Raw genomic sequence first — 16,241 nt, 5'->3', positions numbered from 1 at the left:
AATGGAAGGTGTATAATCCTTGCTTCAACTTGCCCTGTAAGAATTACGCACTCCGTAATAAAAGTTGACATTAACAGGCTGTAAAACTTATACCGATGCAAAAAATATTTGCGACAGATACCCCACCCACCTGACGGTACCCTCCCCAAAGCATCGGAGAGGGTTGGGAGGGGTCTTGTGTATGTGTCGCATTGTTTTTTCAAATTGATATTACACAGGACTTACGCACAAGTAACGGAAAATCTAACCGCAGAGGACGCAGCGAAAAGTCGGAGCGCCGGCTTCCGGCGTACACCGAAGGGGTTGCCGCAGGCATCTGAACTTTTCAAGACAGAGGACACGGAGGAATAAGAGCAAGAGAGAGTTTTTGCGTAAGTCCTATTACACATCAAAAGACTTTTCATCCAGTCACCAGTCCCTTGCTATATATATGCAGCTTCACAAAGAAATGTTATTAACTCAAGTCTATTGCGATATATTACTGGCTTTAGTGCTGACAATTCCTGACCATTGCACCTTTTTCTCCTGTTCCCGGCGGTAAGAAAAGAAATGTTCTGGAGTTTGGAAAGTACAATAAGGAGCGATCGCTATTTGTTCTGCATTAATTCCCAAACTTTCCAGTTGTAAAACATTTACTCGCCGCACATCAAGTTTTACCTTCCCTGGATTGGGGTCTGCTAATAAGGGTGAATTCGGCAGATTTTGTAGTGCTTGGACAATTTTTTGTTCGTCATGATGTGGTAGAATGCTAGCTCCAATTTCAGCAGCTACCTCAACAGAAACTTGGTAAACTTCACCTGCAATGGCCGGGCCCATTGCAATCCGTAAATCGTCAAGTTTGCTGCCCTGGGATTGTAATCGAGCGATCGCTTGGGGGACAATCTTCTTGGCAGTACCGCGCCAACCGGCGTGTATTGCTGCCACTTGTCCTGTTTTGACATCGCCAATCAGCAAGGGCGTGCAATCTGCGCTAGCAACCCAAACAGCTTGTAGAGGCTGTTCGCTAATTAAAGCATCTGCCGAGGCTAAACCATCTTCAAGAGTGCTAGTAGCGATTTCTTGGGGGGTGAGAACAGTATTGCCATGTACCTGCTTTAAGCGATAAACTGATGCCTTTGGTTGTAGTGTGAGTGTGAGTTCTTGTGGCGATCGCGGCCAAAACTGCTGGGTAAAAAAACCGTGATGCCAATGTTCCAAAATACTGCAAGTTAAATAGGGCAGTCCTTCCCAATTTTGCCAGTGCCAAGTATGCATCTTCAACCAAACCTAAACACAAAATCACTCATCAGCCAATCAATGCTAACTTGAACAAGGCCATTTAGGTTACTGCTGTGGGATTTAATCTGCAAAATTTAGAAGCAGCCTTGAAAGCAGGGCGAAAGTATCCATATTTACCATTCTCTGTGCACTTTTTGGAAACTGTCTCCTCAACAAATCAAACCCTCTGGGATATGCTAAACCTTGGGGCAAATTCGGGAACAGTAGTAATTGCAACATCACAGACTGCGGGACGCGGACAATGGGGACGCCAATGGATTTCTCCAGTTGGAGGATTGTATCTTTCAGTGGCGATTTCTTTTGACCACAAAATAGAAGCTAGTGATAGCTACCAGCTAACTTTCGCTAGTGCTTGGGGAATTGCGTCTCAATTGCGCCAGCACAACGTGAATGTTGGGATAAAATGGCCCAATGATTTAGTTTTAAACGGTCGCAAGCTAGGCGGCATTTTGACAGAAACTAAAGTCAAAAAAGCACAAATTACACAAGCAGTAATTGGTGTCGGCATTAACTGGATAAACTCAGTACCAGAAACAGGAATAAATCTGGAATCGTGGCAAGCTTCCCAAAATTTCAGGCCTATTTCTTGTTTGGAAATGCTCGCCTCTACGGTTTTACTAGGAATAGAATCCGGTATGCAGTGCCTCTTTCAAGAAGGAATAAACATACTCTTATCTCGCTATTTAGACTTGCTTACAAACATGGGCGATAAGGTGTACGTCAATAATCTTTCAGGTACTGTAGTCGGTGTAACTCCTCAAGGAAATTTACGAATTGATTTAGAAAATTATGGGACAAAAGAACTAATTACACCGGAAATTTATATTCAACCCGGTACAATCAGTTTGGGATACCATAAATCTTCCGTTTAAATTTCCGGTTTGTTCAAAATTCCGCTCTTTGGGCAAAACAAACCACTAGCATCATCTCTTTAGGCTAATTACACACAATACCAGAGAACAAATGACGCAGCGCAAAAATTCTGCCCATCATCGTTTGCATTACCTATGGCAGCGAGATGTGACAAAAAAACGTTTTGCCTCGACGCTACCAGCACAGGGTCTCTGTTGGCTAAGCAGCGTCAGTATTCTAAGCGGCGGCTTCGTGTCTGCCCAAACGGAAACACAAATAGACAATATTGTTCCCACTGTTGAAAGTTCCCAACCAACAGTAGTGTTTACAAACCCAGTTAAAGCCTCGACTCCGCTCGGCTTAAAAAAACAGAGTGTTGCACCCGAAGCAGCTCAAACACAGCCAGACTTTGTTCAACGGCGCGCTAGACTCAGGCAAAGACTACGTAACAAGCCAGAAGTCGCTCAATCAAAACAGCCCATTAGACAGTCCCAGCCCAAAATAGAAGCAGCTGAACCTGTTGTTATTATCAGACAGTCCAAGCCCAAACCAGAAACATCTCAAATCGTTCCTGCAAGGGTACGACAAGAAAAACTAAATATTGCTCCTCGTCCCTTACCTGAAAAACTGCCAGAAGTTGCTCAACCGACAAACAACTCCAACAGCGCTGTCAGGACAGCTATAGAAAAGGCTAGGGATTATAATAACGCCTATATTGACCCCAATAGTTATGATACCGGCACAACGGGCACTTATCAAGCGCCAAGTTCCGTAATCCTCACAGAACGTTCTAGTGGTTGTCGAGCCACTTTGTCTTCAGGACAAAATGTATCTGGTGGGGTTTGTGTTCAAGCGCCACAAACTGGGCGTGTAGCTAACTCTAATGGCAAATCAGCACCTAATTGGCTAAGAAGAAGTCAAAACGCTCAATTACCAGTAGTTCCACCAGTGCGACAAGTAGCAGCTGCTAGTAACAACGGCAGATGGGGTGCTGCTGAAAGTGTTTCTGCTAGTAATAATCAAACTGGATTCCGCCCGAATCGATTTATTCCTAGTCCCAACGAATTCAGCCCTACTAGGGTGAGTACAACTCCCATTGCGCCCAGTGGTGGTACTTTACCGCCACCAATGGCAGATGGCAACCTTGCACCACGCCCCAGCACCGTCAGTTACGACTTCTCACTGGCATCAGTATTGCCCCAAATTCCCTACAGTCCGAGAATTGCCTATGGCGGTACGGGAATGATGTATCCACTGTCGGTTCCCGCTTCCATTACCTCTGTGTTTGGTTGGCGAATTCATCCCATTACAGGTAATCAACGCTTCCATGCTGGTACAGACTTGGGTGCGCCTACGGGAACCCCAATTTTAGCTGCTGCTGGCGGCCAAGTGGAAACAGCTAACTGGCTGGGTGGTTATGGTTTAGCTGTTATCATCAATCACAAATCTGCCGAACAAACTCTCTACGGTCACATGTCAGAAATCTTTGTTCAACCGGGTCAATGGGTAGAACCTGGAACTGTCATCGGCCGAGTCGGTAGCACAGGTAACTCCACAGGCCCTCACCTGCACTTTGAAGTCCGCCACCTCACACCAAATGGGTGGGTTGCAACTGACCCAGGCGTGCAATTACAAAGCGGCCTAGCCCAGTTACTTCAATCCCTGCGAACTGCCCAGGTGAGTCAGCAACCAGGGAGTTAACTGGGGAAAAGGTTAAAGGTTAAAGGGAAAAGGAATAAATTTAATCTTTCCCTTTTCCCCGGTTGGTGAGCTTGTCGAACCATACCCCTTTCCCTTTCCCCATACCTAATTACAAGTACCCGTGTTCTGCTAAGAATGCGGGTGTAATGTCGTTTATACTATTGTTATCAGGGTCTGTGGTGTGTGGTTTGCCAGAATAAACAAACTTTTCCACGTATTTGCCGAGAATATCTCCTTCTAGATTGACTAAACTACCAGGAGTCAAATAGCGAAGATTTGTTTCGGCATAGGTGAGAGGAATCACTGCCACCTTGAATTGGGAAAATTCTGGCTCATATGCAGCTACTGTTAGACTGATGCCATTGACGGCGATGCTACCTTTGGGGACAATGTAGCGTGCGATCGCCTCTGATGCACTAAAGGTCATTTCCCAAGAAGTCGCCGTTTGTTCCGCCACTAACAATCGCCCGATACCATCTACATGACCCATAACAAAATGACCGCCGACTTTGCTGCCAACTCTGAGCGACGCTTCTAAATTGACATATCTCTGTTGCGTTTGCTCCCCTCCCAAAGTCGTGCGCCGTAGGGTTTCTGGTGAAGCGGTGGCGATAAACCCATCTTTTAAAACTTTTTCCACCGTCAAACAAACGCCATCCACCGCAACACTGTCACCATAAGCCAAATCTTGCATAATTACTTCACTCGATGGGCCAACACAAGTAATTTGCCAAGAATCGCCCCCTAAGGGTTTCATCATTCCTAAAGCTTGGATTAATCCTGTAAACACCGCTTTTTTGCCAAACTAACTCTATTTATTGCCTAATTTTGGCAGAAATTAATTAGTAATTGTCACAGAAATTGAGAATGTCTGAGTATATTTTCTGACTTTTTTTCTATGGAGAATATTAACACATTATCATCCTTCACAAGGCATACTTGGGTAAGAAGCTTATTGTTTAAGCAGACCCATTTGAATTACTCTGGTGTACACCACAAGTTCGGAGTTTAATAGAAGCAATTATAGAGAACGAATGCTTATGTTTATTACTGTCGCCAAACCACCCGAAAAAGGGTACTATTTGTTACACAGCATCCAAGGCTCTCAGAAAATTGTAGAGGCTTAGCCAATGATTGAAATGAAAGTCGCTGGCATAGCATTAGATGCCATAACCCGCAGCCCGATCGTCCTTTTGAAAGATTCTTCAGATCGGCGGGCTTTGCCCATTTACATCGGTCAGGAACAAGCCAGGGCAATTATGGGCGCACTGGAAAATCAGAAGCCTCCCAGACCCTTGACTCACGATTTGATGGTGAATCTTTTAGAGACCTGGAATATGACTCTAGAGAAGGTGATTATTCATTCCTTGCAAAAGGATACATTTTATGCTGCTTTAATTGTCCAGCAAGGTGAAGTCAAAAAAGAAATCGACGCCCGTCCCAGCGATGCGATCGCCATTGCCCTCCGCACAAATACTCCGATTTGGGTAATGGAAGAAGTCATAGCGGATGCTTCTATCCCAGTTGACCGCGATGCAGATGAAGCCGAACAGCAAGCCTTCCGTGAATTTGTTTCTAATCTCCGTCCTGAGGATTTGATCAAGCGCTTTGGTAATGGCGACAGCTAGGCAATTTTAGATTTTGAAGGGAAAGGAAAAGTTTAAGCGCCGATTCCCGGCGAACAAAGCTTTTCACAAAGGATTTTAGATTGAAGGAAAAATCTAAAATCTAAAATCTAAAATCTAAAATTCGACTTTAACGATGCAATACCGACGCTTTGGGAAAACAAATTTGCGCCTCTCGGTTTTTTCTTTGGGAACAATGCGCTACCTGGCTAATTTTGAAAATGCCCAGCAAACCATTGAACAAGCCCTAGCCTTGGGAATTAACCATATAGAAACTGCCAAAGGTTACGGCAAAAGCCAGGAATATCTTGGTAAGGCACTAAAAGCTGGTTTATCAGTACCCCGAACCCAGTTGCACATCACTACCAAAATCCCACCTACACCAGATGCTGACACCATGCGTCGGTGCATCGACGAATCCCTAGAAAAATTACAAATAGATTATCTAGATTGCTTAGGCATTCATGGCTTGAACACCTGGGAACATTTAGAGTGGGTACAAGCCAAAAATGGCTGTATGCAAGCTGTTGCAGAAGCTATTGCCGATGGGCGAGTGCGACATCTTGGTTTTTCCACCCACGGGTCATTAGAGTTAATTCAAGCAGCAATTAACACACATTTATTTGAATTTGTCAATCTGCATTATTACTATTTTTTCCAACGCCACGCCCCAGCAATTCAACTAGCAGCTGAAAAAGATATGGGGATTTTCATTATTTCCCCTGCTGATAAGGGAGGACGCCTCTACACGCCATCGCAAACCCTGAAAGATTTGTGTCTGCCGTATTCTCCCTTAGAATTAAATTATCGATTTTTACTTGCAGATAACCGTATTACTACTTTGAGTGTAGGGCCAGCCAACCCACAAGAATTAATTGAACCCCTGGGAGTTGCTGACCGAGATTATCAACTCATACCAGAAGAAATTTCTGCATTTCAACGATTAGAAAATCAGCAAAAAATTGCTTTAGAAATTGATAAATGTAGCCAGTGTTATGCTTGTTTACCTTGTCCAGAAAATATCAATATTCCAGAGGTATTGCGGTTACGAAATTTGGCAGTAGCATACGACATGAAAGACTATGGTCAATATCGTTATGGAATGTTTGAAAATGCAGGTCATTGGTTTCCTGGAATGAAAGCCAATCGTTGCACAGAATGTGGTGATTGTTTACCAAGATGTCCGGAAAAATTAGATATTCCAACTTTATTGGCAGATACCCATGAAAGGTTAAATGGCAAAGCAGGTAGGAGATTGTGGGGATAAATAATAATTCAAAATTACAAGAAGCGAAGAGACGCGGTAAATCGCCGTCCCTACAAGAATTAATATCTAAATCTACCCACGGATACGATCGCCAAGATAAATTTGAAGCTTACCGAACTATTTCTACCTTTCAAGAATATCTCTTAATTGACCAAACTAGAATTCGTGTAGAGCAATTTTCTAAAATTGGAAAAAAGCAATGGACGCTTCGGGAATATGATGAAGAAGATGAAGCGATATCTTCGATGGGCTACGCCTACGCACTTGTAACTATACCCTTTGAGATTTCATTGCAGGATTTATATAACAAGGTCAACTTTGAGCTTGTTGAGTCTGAAGTTGATGTAGAAGAATTGGAGTGAAAAGAGCGATCGCTCTACTTCTGCAAAACATCTAAAAAGATTTAAGCCACTTTTAACGGTTTGTGCGGAAAAGTAATTGGCTCTGGCAAAGGTTTTCCTTGCTCTTCATACCATTCAATCAGAGATTCAATCACTTCCTGTCCATGTTTAGCTGCTTCTTCATAAGTCTTACCATGAGTGTGGAATTGCTGCCAAGGAAATTCCGGTAAGTGTACCAAGTAGCAGTTATCTTCATCTGACCATTGAATGACCATACTATAGCGATCGTTCATTCTTCTTCCTCTATTTTTCCTAGTTGTTTCAAAACACGATTGACTTGCTTTTCCAGGTATCGGGGTGCATCGTCTCCATCTTTTCCTGCAATGGTAAATGGTTCATCTGGTATCAATGGGTGAGTCCAGAAGGTATGACTACCTTTTGCAGGACGGTAGACAAACCCAGCTTTCAACAAAATAGCTTTTAACTCTCTGATTTTTTTGGGCATATGCCCTTAATCTAAATCGTCATAATGATGAGCAGCAATGTATAGACAATATTTATTTTGAGTATCACATCCTGTTTTTACCCTTTCTCAAGAAGAATGAAATTGCCACAAAGGAGATAGCGATCGCCCCCATCATCCCCATCAACTTAGGTAAGATCGCTATGGTGCTACTTAACCCCAAGTAAACATGAAAAGCGATCGCTCCCTTTCTCTACTCTCCCTTCAACGCCCCGAACTACTTGCGCCAGCAGGTAATTGGGAATGTGCTAAAGCTGCTGTAGAAAATGGGGCGGATGCAATTTACTTCGGTTTAGATCGCTTCAACGCCAGAATGCGGGCGCAAAATTTCACAGAAGCAGACTTACCCAGTTTGATGAAATTTCTGCATCTTCGGGGTGTAAAGGGTTATCTCACCGTAAATACACTAATATTTCCCAAAGAACTAGCAGAAGCCCAGCAATATCTCCGCACGATTATTGCAGCGGGTGTGGATGCAGTAATTGTTCAAGATATTGGTATATGTCGTCTCATTCGTCACCTTTCCCCTGATTTCCCTATCCATGCTTCCACGCAAATGACTATTACTACTGCTGCTGGGGTGGAATTTGCCAAATCCCTTGGCTGTCAGTTGGTGGTGTTGGCGCGTGAGTGTTCTCTTAAGGAAATCAATAAAATCCAACAGCAGACATCGCTACCTTTGGAAGTTTTTGTTCACGGTGCTTTGTGCGTGGCATATTCCGGTCAGTGTTTGACGAGTGAAGCTTTAGGCGGACGTTCAGCTAACCGAGGCGAGTGTGCCCAAGCTTGCCGGATGCCTTATGATTTAATCGCTGATGGTCAAATTGTAGATTTAGGCGAACGTAAATATTTACTCAGTCCTCAAGACCTTGCAGGCTTAGATGTTTTAGCGGATTTGGTGAAATCAGGGGTAAGTTCTCTCAAAATCGAAGGTCGTCTCAAAGCCCCAGAGTATGTTGCTAATGTTACCCGTGTTTATCGCCAAGCTTTGGATAGAGTGATGGAAGAATTGGACACGGGGACACGGAGACGCGGGGACGCGGGGAAAGTAGTACAACAAATTTCTGTTTCTCAAGAACACTACAACTTAGAGATGGCATTTTCTCGCGGACTTTACACGGGTTGGTTTAGTGGGATTAATAATCAGGAATTAGTTCATGCACGTTTTGGTAAAAAACGCGGAGTTTATTTAGGTGAAGTTACTCGCATCCACAACGGACAGATAGCAATCAAACTCGAAGCGCCTGTGAAGCCAGGGGATGGAATTGTGTTTGACTGCGGTCACCCAGAGACTAAGGAAGAAGGCGGACGAGTTTATGGGGTGATGTCCAAAGGTAAGGAAACTTTGCTGACCTTTGGTAGAAGTGATTTAAACTTACGTCGGGTGCATGTGGGCGATAAAGTCTGGAAAACCAGCGACCCGGAACTTGATAAACAACTGCGTCAAAGTTTTGCAGGGGAAAACCCGCAATTTCAGCGTCCAATTGACTTGGAAATTTATGGAGAAGTTGGTGAGAAATTAGTGGCCATCGCCCGCGATCGCCTTGGTAATATTGTCCAAGTAGAGTCTGAAATTCCTCTAGTAGCAGCCCACACCAAACCTCTAGATACAGAACGTTTACAAGAACAATTAGGTCGTCTTGGGAACACCCCCTTCTGTTTGGGAACCTTAACCAACCACATCACCACCGCCATCATGCTACCCGTAAGTGAATTAAACCGGATACGGCGGGAAATCGTGACACAGTTAGAAGAATTACGAAGTCAACCCAAACGCTGGGAATTATATCCTGATGTCTCCTTCCAAGACTTACTCCCTAAAAAACAGCACGCGGGGACAAGGGGACGCGGGGACACGGAGAAACAGGACGCGGGGACAAGGGGATATACGGAAACGGTGAAATTGTCCCTGTTTATGCCTTCTTTATCTCCTTCACTCATCGTTTTGGTACGAAACCTCAAGCAACTCCAAGCCGCACTGCAAACTGGTATCAAAACACTATACTGCGAATTTGAAGATCCCCGCGCCTACCGAGAAGCCGTACACTTAGTACGCCAACAACAGCAAAAACACAAAACAGACAACTCTTCACTTTTAACTCATAACTCAGCACTCTCAACTCCTAACTCCCCACTCCCCACCATCTGGGTTGCACCACCCCGAATTACTAAACCTGGGGAAAATTGGATTTTGCAGCAGGTACGCGCCTGCAAAGCAGATGGTTATCTGGTGCGAAACTATGACCAAATGCAATTTTTTGCCGAAGACCGTTGTATTGGAGATTTTTCACTCAACGTTGCTAACCCTTTAACAGCAGATTACTTTCGGCAGAATTTTGGTTTGGAAAGATTAACCGCATCCTACGATTTGAATATTAATCAACTGGAAGACCTGCTTACAAGTTGTCCGCCAGAGTGGTTTGAAGTGACAATTCATCAACATATGCCAATGTTCCACATGGAACACTGTGTCTTTTGTGCTTTTCTTTCTGAGGGAACAGACTACACTAACTGTGGACGACCTTGCGAAAAGCATGAAGTGAAATTAAAAGACCGCGTTGGTAGCGAACACATCCTGAAAGCAGATGTCGGTTGCCGCAATACTGTATTTAACGGCACTGCTCAAACAGGAGCCGAGTACGTACATCGTCTTATGGAATTGGGATTACGTCACTTTCGCATCGAATTTGTCAATGAAACCCCAGCACAAGTGAGTAAAACAATACATTACTACAGCCAATTATTGCAAGGTGAAATTAGAGGTTCCCAACTTTGGCGAGAGTTGAAGTTGCAAAACCAACTAGGCGTAACTCGCGGCCCTATGGGAGTATCTGCATTGCGGTCATAATTGATTTTCTGAACGTCAAGCTGGAAAAATCTGTTCGGCGGTCAAATTGAGTAACCGTTGAAAACTTTATCCACATCGGTTCTGATGAAAGATTCTTTTGATTTATTACTATCACATCACTTGACCCTTAGATCCCCGACTTCTTGAAGAAGTCGGGGATCTAAGTCCACATAAAACCTCGCGAGAGAACGCCAAAATCAGAAATCCGGAAGATTTGGCAAAATTTTGTTTCTATTTTGGAAACAACGTCAATTCAGGTCAATGAACGTTATAAACTCAACTTTGGAATCAGAAAGAGATTAATTTTTGCTGCTCATTTTCTCGTGTGTCTCGTTATAGTTTAACTGCATTGCTGGGTGTGGTTTTGTTATCTGATGCGGTGGGTGCAAATGTTAGTGGTTTACAGAACTATTCACCCGAAATATCGCCAGAAATTCTATTAGATAAATATCGAGATAAATTCCCATCTTTAGAAACTAGGGATAAGCAAGTATTACTGAGAAGCTATCACAATCAACAAAAAGTTTATCTTGCACAGCAGCCAGCGTCTACCCCTTCAATTCCCTTAAATACAGAGCAACGAAAGTTATACGAACAGGGAGTAAAGCTGGTTAAAGAAGGACAGGATTTAGAGAAAAAAGGGACTAGAGAATTTTACAAACAAGCGATAAATAAATACCAACAAGGGTTAAAAATTGCCCAAGAGCTAAAACTGCGTCAAGAGGAAGTTGAGATATTATTTCTTACTGGCAGTGTCTACTATTCTATTTCAGATAAGAAAAATGCCTTAGACTATCTCAATAAAGCATTAGAAATATCACGAGAACTCAACAAACCTGTATTTGAAGCAACTATACTTGGTGGAATTGGTGCTATTTACACCAATACTGATGAACCAAGAGAAGCACTCAGTTATTTACAACAAGCACAGTCAATATTTATAGCCCATCAAAAATTTCATGAATTAGTAATAACTTATAAAGCAATTGCTACTGTTCACAATAAGTTAGGCAATACAAAAGAGGCTCTAGATTCTCTGAACAAAGCATTAAAAATCTATCGTGAAACGCTAAAAGACTCATCTGGTCAAGCAGATACTCTCTATAGTATTGGCTCTGTGTACTCAATCGCAGGTGAAACTCAAACAGCTATTAATCAGCCCCTAGCCCGCAAATATGGTCGTTTAGGATGGAAATCTGTACCTAGTTCTACTTTGATTAAACAAAAGCAAGGTAAATTATTCTTTGTTGGTTACTCTGGTGACTACCCAGATCCCACCAAAGAAGGCTATGAATCCTATACCGCCGGTAAAGGATGGACTGCGGACTACCAAGATAATTGCAGTATTGTTAGTGAACAATCAAACCTTTTACTTCATGATTGCGCTACCGCAGGCGGCGCTTCCGGCGGCCCAATCATTGATTGGATTGATAATTGGCCCTATGTTGTCGCCCTGAATAACGGTGAAGTTAAAAACCGTCGTACAGGTCAAGATATTATCAACTTTGCCGTAAAAATGGATTTCTTAGATAAATTAGTTGCTAGAAAGTAATTTAATGTAGAGACGTTGCAATGCAACGTCTTTACACACCATAAAATCCTACGTTAATGAATAATATTTCGACAAGCAACAATTGGAATACTTCGCTTTACGAAGATAAACACGCCTTTGTTTGGCAGTATGGCGAAAACTTATTGCAATTACTCAACCCCCAGCCAGGAGAGTCAATTTTAGATCTCGGCTGTGGCACTGGACAACTCACCGAAAAAATTGCCGAAGTTGGTGCCCAAGTCTGGGGAATTGATAGCGCACCTGCAATGATTGAAAAGGCAAGAGAAAACTATCCTCATATCCGCTTTGATGTTGCTGATGCGACAAATTTTCAAGTTCAACAGCCTTTTGATGCTGTGTTTTCCAATGCTGTGTTGCATTGGGTGAAACCAGCAGACAGCGCGATCGCCTGCATACATCAAGCCCTAAAACCCGGAGGCCGTTTTGTTGCAGAATTTGGTGGTAAAGGAAATGTGCAAGCGATCGCCACAGCTTTATCCAACGCCTTGGAAGCAATTAATATATCGGCACAACACCTAAATCCTTGGTATTTCCCTAGTATTGGTGAATACGCCACCCTATTAGAACAGCAAGGCTTTGATGTCATCTATAGCACCCTATTTGCTCGTCCAACTCCTTTAACAGAGGGAGAAGCAGGTATGGCAAACTGGATTCGGATGTTCGCCAGCAGTTATTTAACAGAACTTTCTGATGAGCAACAAATACAAGTAATTCGCGTCGTAGAGGAATATCTGAAGCCAACACTCTATCAACAAGGAAATTGGCTAGCAGATTATCGCAGAATTCGCATCATTGCAATTAAAATTTAAAGTGTACGAATTTTGACTTACTTCTTAATTACGAATTATGGCGTTGCATAATTGCGGAATGATTTTACTAGTTTTGTGGCATGGTCATCTTGTCCGTTCCTTATATTTTCGGGACGGCGGGATGCCCACCCTACAGGAAATCGTCCCTTGATTCAGTAACGCCCAAATTATTATCAGTTATGCATATACCTAAATTGTACAGTCAGACATCATTTTTACTACTACTCAGCATTAGCCTCGCTGGTTTAATAGTTCCGCCCTCACTAGCGCAAACACCGCCAATACCACCGCCTTCTAGTGCACCTTTACAACTAGATTTATTAACCAAACCAACAGAATATATAATCACAGCTAACACCATTAATCCATTACGATTAACCGTTCCAAGTTTATGGTGGGCACAACAAAATTCTGAAAAAAAGCTACTGGATAATTGGATAGCATACCCAGGTTCAGAAAAAGAACCTGCGCGAGTTGATTTGATAGTCAATCAGCAAATTTGGAGCTTACTAGACTATGTACAGCGCTATGATTTTGTCAATCGTTTAGGTAGCACTACACGCAACTTTGGTTACAATATGCGGGTATTTAATTATCAACAAGAATCTCTAGCGACCTACACTTGTAACTTTGCTACTAGTCCAGCTTTATGTAGTATCCAGATGGGTACTCAAAACAAGATGGGATTAGGGCGTTAGAATGCCGTTTACTAACGTGCGCTAGTCATCCTCAAGGCTGGACTGGGGTTTATGGAGACTACACAAAGATGCCCATTTTTGAGGATACAGCGAGTTTTAAAACATACTCTAAACCTCTGCTTCTTGTACCTCATGCCCATCGCCAGTTTCTAGTATTAAACGGACGTGCGGATAATTTTTATGTCGCAAAAAAATGAAATACCTATTCTTGTTTTATCTATCCTAATTACTGTTGGGTTAATAGCTGGCGGGTTTTGGTGGTTCAGCAGAAAATCTGGTGTTGATTTCAATCAAATTAATTCTCGTAGCACCAACACACCCCAGCCTCCATTAGGACAGCCCAGTACCAATACTTTTGCTTCAGTCCAGGATGTTCCCACTGGATTATTCAATTATGGAGGTAGTACTTCTTGGGCCCCAATTCGATTAATAGTTGACCCAGCAATTCAAGCAACGCGAGCAGAATTTAGGCTGCGTTATGTAGAACCGAGTAATGCATCTCCTGGTTCTGGGACTGGTATACAGTCGCTGATAGATGGTCAACTAGCTTTTGCCCAATCTTCTCGACCAATTTTAGACCAAGAATTTAGCCGGGCCCAGCAGCGTGGGTTCACTTTGAAACAAATTCCTGTAGCAATTGATGGTTTGGCAGTTGCAGTTAACCCAAACCTCAATATTCCAGGACTGACAGTAGACCAATTAAAGTCAATTTATACTGGCAAAATCAATAATTGGAGCCAGTTGGGCGGTTCCAATATCCCCATCAAGCCTTATTCCCGCAGAATAGTTGATGGCGGTACGGTAGAACTTTTTGTCCAAGACATCTTGGGTGGTCAAGCTTTCAGCTCCAATGTGGAATTTATCTCCACAACCACCCAAGCCTTGCAAAAATTGGCTGGTAGTCCTGGCGGCATTTACTACGCTTCTGCCCCAGAGGTGATTCCTCAGTGTTCAATTAGAGCCTTGCCGTTGGGGCGGACACAAGGACAGTATATTGCTCCCTACCAAGAACCATTTGTCCTCCCGTCTGAATGTCCTGGTAAACGGAACAAGTTGAACATTGAGGCTTTTCAATCAGGAAAGTACCCGATTACCCGCAATCTGTTTGTGGTGGTCAAACAGAATGGTCAGACTGAGCAGCAAGCAGGTGTCGCTTACGCCAACTTACTGCTGACTGAGCAGGGACAGGAACTGATTACCCAAGCTGGGTTTGTGAAAATTCGCTGACATCGTGATGGTATTCAGGCAGAGTGGCGGAAATCGCCCCTCTGAACTGTGCTTTAGCTGGCTCTATTAATCGACTCTGCTGGTAAGCAAATCAGATTATCACCTTGGGTAAGGATTAAGCCACGTTGACGCAGCTTGCCCATTAAGCGGGTGACGGTGACACGAGTCGAACCAATGGCGCTACCAATTTGGGCATGGGTAAGAGGGAAAGGCAGACAATAGCCGCGAATTACATCAGGATCGGTGTCGCTCATTGCCGGCTCTCCATATTCCTCAATCAACAATGTGAGGAATCCTAAGAGTCGGTCAATTGTGCGGCGTTGTCCCAAAGCACTCAGCCACAGCAGCTTGCGCTGGTGCTGATATCTAAAGGCATCCATAACTTCCCGGCGGAAGTGAGGCCAGTTATCTAAGTCGTGCCAGTACATCCACAGCACCGCTGTTTGGTCAACATGAGCGTAAGCTTGGAGTGTGAATGGTGACTGGGCAACAATTTCAAATGGCTGTCCCGCTCCAACAAAACCCAAGAACGCTTCCTCAGGAGTTCTGTTGATTCGTCGAGACGTTAGCTGGCTAGCAGTGGCGCTAACCTGAGCGGTTCCTACCATGCGAATTGCACCCCTTTGCACCAAATATAGCAATCCAGGTCGGGCTGGAATGCGCTCATCTTTGCTGAAGGTGCGGCAGCGGTAGTGTTCCTGAGCCCAGTCAAGAATCCGTTGCCAAGTTAAAAAAGGCCGTGATGCCTCAGAAAAAGAAGATGGAGATTGCATAGGTAACAAAGAGCGTTCGGCTGAAGACAAAGACGTGATCGAAAAGGTGCAAGGAGTGTCTTTGTGTTGGCGATGCAGGCTTAACGCCCAAAAGCGCCAGCCATCCAAAGAATAGAAAGCAAAGAATTACTCTCTACTCTTTTGTTATACTTCCTACTGTACAATGATGGTAGTAAAATTTACTCACTATTCATCGATTATTCATCAAATTTTATCCTACTCTCATTTTTCTTCATCTAGATTAAACCTATATCCGGAGATAGGTGACACCAAATTAACAAATATACTTTACAAGAGTGTCTACGTAAAATCTAGTGTGCAAAGAAATACAAGCATTTAAATACACGTCTTTTAAGCGGTTAATATATGATTATTTAACTGAAGATTTAAGTATTAATACTGAAAGTATAAAAAATGAATACATAAGAAATAAAAAAATTCCTCTATACAAAGATAGAAACAGTAGCAAAATTTTGTATACCTCAAGTGTGGCGTTGCAAGTGTCAAACTCTCAGAATCGAAAAGTGATGGAGCTTGCTAGTGACATTGCCCTTCATCTATCTGCAACCTGTGGCGACGTTTTTAACATCCAAATAGTTCCCTCTGGTTTGATACATTTTGAATTAACAGACTCAGCATTGGGGACTTGGTTACAAAGTCTGGTGGGGGAGATGGGGAGACAAGGGGACAAGGGGACAAGGGGACAAGGCAGAAGAAGTCATAACC

14 protein-coding genes and 2 pseudogenes are annotated in these 16,241 nt (G+C 43.3%); 11 read left to right on the top strand and 5 right to left on the bottom strand.

The window, feature by feature from the left end:
- Nucleotides 1-465: 465 nt before the first annotated feature.
- Nucleotides 466-1,254, bottom strand: coding sequence for a peptidoglycan editing factor PgeF (gene pgeF, locus GNE10_RS06075; protein WP_185564096.1), 789 nt, complete (start codon nt 1,252-1,254; stop codon nt 466-468).
- 77 nt (nt 1,255-1,331) lie between these two features.
- On the opposite strand from pgeF, the gene GNE10_RS06070 reads away from it, so the two are divergent.
- Both GNE10_RS06070 and GNE10_RS06065 read left to right on the top strand, forming a co-directional pair.
- Nucleotides 1,332-2,150, top strand: coding sequence for a biotin--[acetyl-CoA-carboxylase] ligase (locus GNE10_RS06070; protein WP_185564095.1), 819 nt, complete (start codon nt 1,332-1,334; stop codon nt 2,148-2,150).
- A gap of 91 nt (nt 2,151-2,241) precedes the next feature.
- A complete protein-coding gene (locus GNE10_RS06065; protein WP_185564094.1) occupies nt 2,242-3,831 on the top strand; it encodes a M23 family metallopeptidase in 1,590 nt (529 codons plus the stop codon).
- A 109-nt stretch (nt 3,832-3,940) separates the two neighbouring features.
- Here the strand turns inward: GNE10_RS06065 and GNE10_RS06060 are convergent, their stop codons facing one another.
- Nucleotides 3,941-4,621 carry a riboflavin synthase gene (locus GNE10_RS06060; RefSeq protein WP_099067926.1) on the bottom strand — a complete coding sequence of 227 codons (681 nt, stop codon included), beginning with the start codon at nt 4,619-4,621 and terminating at the stop codon, nt 3,941-3,943.
- 340 nt (nt 4,622-4,961) lie between these two features.
- Between GNE10_RS06060 and GNE10_RS06055 the strand changes: the two genes are divergently transcribed.
- The 3 genes and pseudogenes from GNE10_RS06055 to GNE10_RS06045 form a co-directional block, all read left to right on the top strand.
- Nucleotides 4,962-5,459, top strand: coding sequence for a bifunctional nuclease family protein (locus GNE10_RS06055; RefSeq protein WP_096536256.1), 498 nt, complete (start codon nt 4,962-4,964; stop codon nt 5,457-5,459).
- A 133-nt stretch (nt 5,460-5,592) separates the two neighbouring features.
- Nucleotides 5,593-6,723: an aldo/keto reductase gene (locus tag GNE10_RS06050; protein WP_185564093.1), complete on the top strand. Its 1,131-nt coding sequence runs from the start codon at nt 5,593-5,595 to the stop codon at nt 6,721-6,723.
- A 56-nt stretch (nt 6,724-6,779) separates the two neighbouring features.
- A pseudogene (locus tag GNE10_RS06045) lies at nt 6,780-7,085 on the top strand (Uma2 family endonuclease); the annotation flags it as partial.
- Between the two features lie 41 nt (nt 7,086-7,126).
- Here GNE10_RS06045 and GNE10_RS06040 read toward each other — a convergent pair.
- Together GNE10_RS06040 and GNE10_RS06035 are read right to left on the bottom strand one after the other, a co-directional pair.
- A complete protein-coding gene (locus tag GNE10_RS06040; protein WP_185564092.1) occupies nt 7,127-7,357 on the bottom strand; it encodes a type II toxin-antitoxin system HicB family antitoxin in 231 nt (76 codons plus the stop codon).
- A complete protein-coding gene (locus GNE10_RS06035) occupies nt 7,354-7,569 on the bottom strand; it encodes a type II toxin-antitoxin system HicA family toxin (RefSeq protein ID WP_185564091.1) in 216 nt (71 codons plus the stop codon). Before GNE10_RS06035 ends, GNE10_RS06040 begins: the two co-directional genes overlap by 4 nt.
- A 187-nt stretch (nt 7,570-7,756) precedes the next feature.
- Here GNE10_RS06035 and GNE10_RS06030 point away from each other — a divergent pair, with 187 nt between their 5' ends.
- The 5 genes from GNE10_RS06030 to GNE10_RS06010 all read left to right on the top strand — a co-directional run bounded on the left by GNE10_RS06030 (nt 7,757) and on the right by GNE10_RS06010 (nt 14,742).
- Nucleotides 7,757-10,435 carry a U32 family peptidase gene (locus GNE10_RS06030; RefSeq protein ID WP_185564090.1) on the top strand — a complete coding sequence of 893 codons (2,679 nt, stop codon included), beginning with the start codon at nt 7,757-7,759 and terminating at the stop codon, nt 10,433-10,435.
- Nucleotides 10,436-10,760: 325 nt separating this feature from the next.
- Nucleotides 10,761-11,987: a tetratricopeptide repeat protein gene (locus GNE10_RS06025; protein ID WP_311774793.1), complete on the top strand. Its 1,227-nt coding sequence runs from the start codon at nt 10,761-10,763 to the stop codon at nt 11,985-11,987.
- 56 nt (nt 11,988-12,043) lie between these two features.
- On the top strand, nt 12,044-12,817 hold the full coding sequence (locus tag GNE10_RS06020; RefSeq protein ID WP_185564089.1) for a trans-aconitate 2-methyltransferase: 774 nt from the start codon (nt 12,044-12,046) through the stop codon (nt 12,815-12,817).
- A 179-nt stretch (nt 12,818-12,996) separates the two neighbouring features.
- On the top strand, nt 12,997-13,515 hold the full coding sequence (locus tag GNE10_RS06015) for a hypothetical protein (protein ID WP_185564088.1): 519 nt from the start codon (nt 12,997-12,999) through the stop codon (nt 13,513-13,515).
- Nucleotides 13,516-13,695: 180 nt separating this feature from the next.
- Nucleotides 13,696-14,742 (top strand): PstS family phosphate ABC transporter substrate-binding protein, encoded by a 1,047-nt coding sequence (locus GNE10_RS06010; RefSeq protein ID WP_185564087.1) that lies wholly within the window; start codon nt 13,696-13,698, stop codon nt 14,740-14,742.
- A gap of 53 nt (nt 14,743-14,795) precedes the next feature.
- Here GNE10_RS06010 and GNE10_RS06005 read toward each other — a convergent pair whose 3' ends face one another.
- Nucleotides 14,796-15,515, bottom strand: a complete 720-nt coding sequence (locus GNE10_RS06005) for a Crp/Fnr family transcriptional regulator (protein WP_096536235.1) — start codon at nt 15,513-15,515, stop codon at nt 14,796-14,798.
- Between the two features lie 314 nt (nt 15,516-15,829).
- Between GNE10_RS06005 and GNE10_RS35340 the strand changes: the two are divergent.
- Nucleotides 15,830-16,241 (top strand): annotated as a pseudogene (locus tag GNE10_RS35340) (glutamate acetyltransferase); the annotation flags it as partial.

It is taken from the genome of Nostoc sp. 2RC (genome assembly GCF_014222165.1).
GTDB lineage: Bacteria > Cyanobacteriota > Cyanobacteriia > Cyanobacteriales > Nostocaceae > Nostoc > Nostoc linckia.
Note: the sequence above shows the minus strand (reverse complement) of the source record. Positions and strands in the feature narration are given on the sequence as shown.

Coding starts and splice junctions, on each gene's coding strand:
- pgeF (WP_185564096.1), bottom strand. CDS start 1,254: ATGCATACTTGGCACTGGCAAAATTGGGAAGGACTGCCCTATTTAACT.
- GNE10_RS06065 (WP_185564094.1), top strand. CDS start 2,242: ATGACGCAGCGCAAAAATTCTGCCCATCATCGTTTGCATTACCTATGG.
- GNE10_RS06055 (WP_096536256.1), top strand. CDS start 4,962: ATGATTGAAATGAAAGTCGCTGGCATAGCATTAGATGCCATAACCCGC.
- GNE10_RS06050 (WP_185564093.1), top strand. CDS start 5,593: ATGCAATACCGACGCTTTGGGAAAACAAATTTGCGCCTCTCGGTTTTT.
- GNE10_RS06040 (WP_185564092.1), bottom strand. CDS start 7,357: ATGAACGATCGCTATAGTATGGTCATTCAATGGTCAGATGAAGATAAC.
- GNE10_RS06035 (WP_185564091.1), bottom strand. CDS start 7,569: ATGCCCAAAAAAATCAGAGAGTTAAAAGCTATTTTGTTGAAAGCTGGG.
- GNE10_RS06030 (WP_185564090.1), top strand. CDS start 7,757: ATGAAAAGCGATCGCTCCCTTTCTCTACTCTCCCTTCAACGCCCCGAA.
- GNE10_RS06020 (WP_185564089.1), top strand. CDS start 12,044: ATGAATAATATTTCGACAAGCAACAATTGGAATACTTCGCTTTACGAA.
- GNE10_RS06015 (WP_185564088.1), top strand. CDS start 12,997: ATGCATATACCTAAATTGTACAGTCAGACATCATTTTTACTACTACTC.
- GNE10_RS06010 (WP_185564087.1), top strand. CDS start 13,696: ATGTCGCAAAAAAATGAAATACCTATTCTTGTTTTATCTATCCTAATT.
- GNE10_RS06005 (WP_096536235.1), bottom strand. CDS start 15,515: ATGCAATCTCCATCTTCTTTTTCTGAGGCATCACGGCCTTTTTTAACT.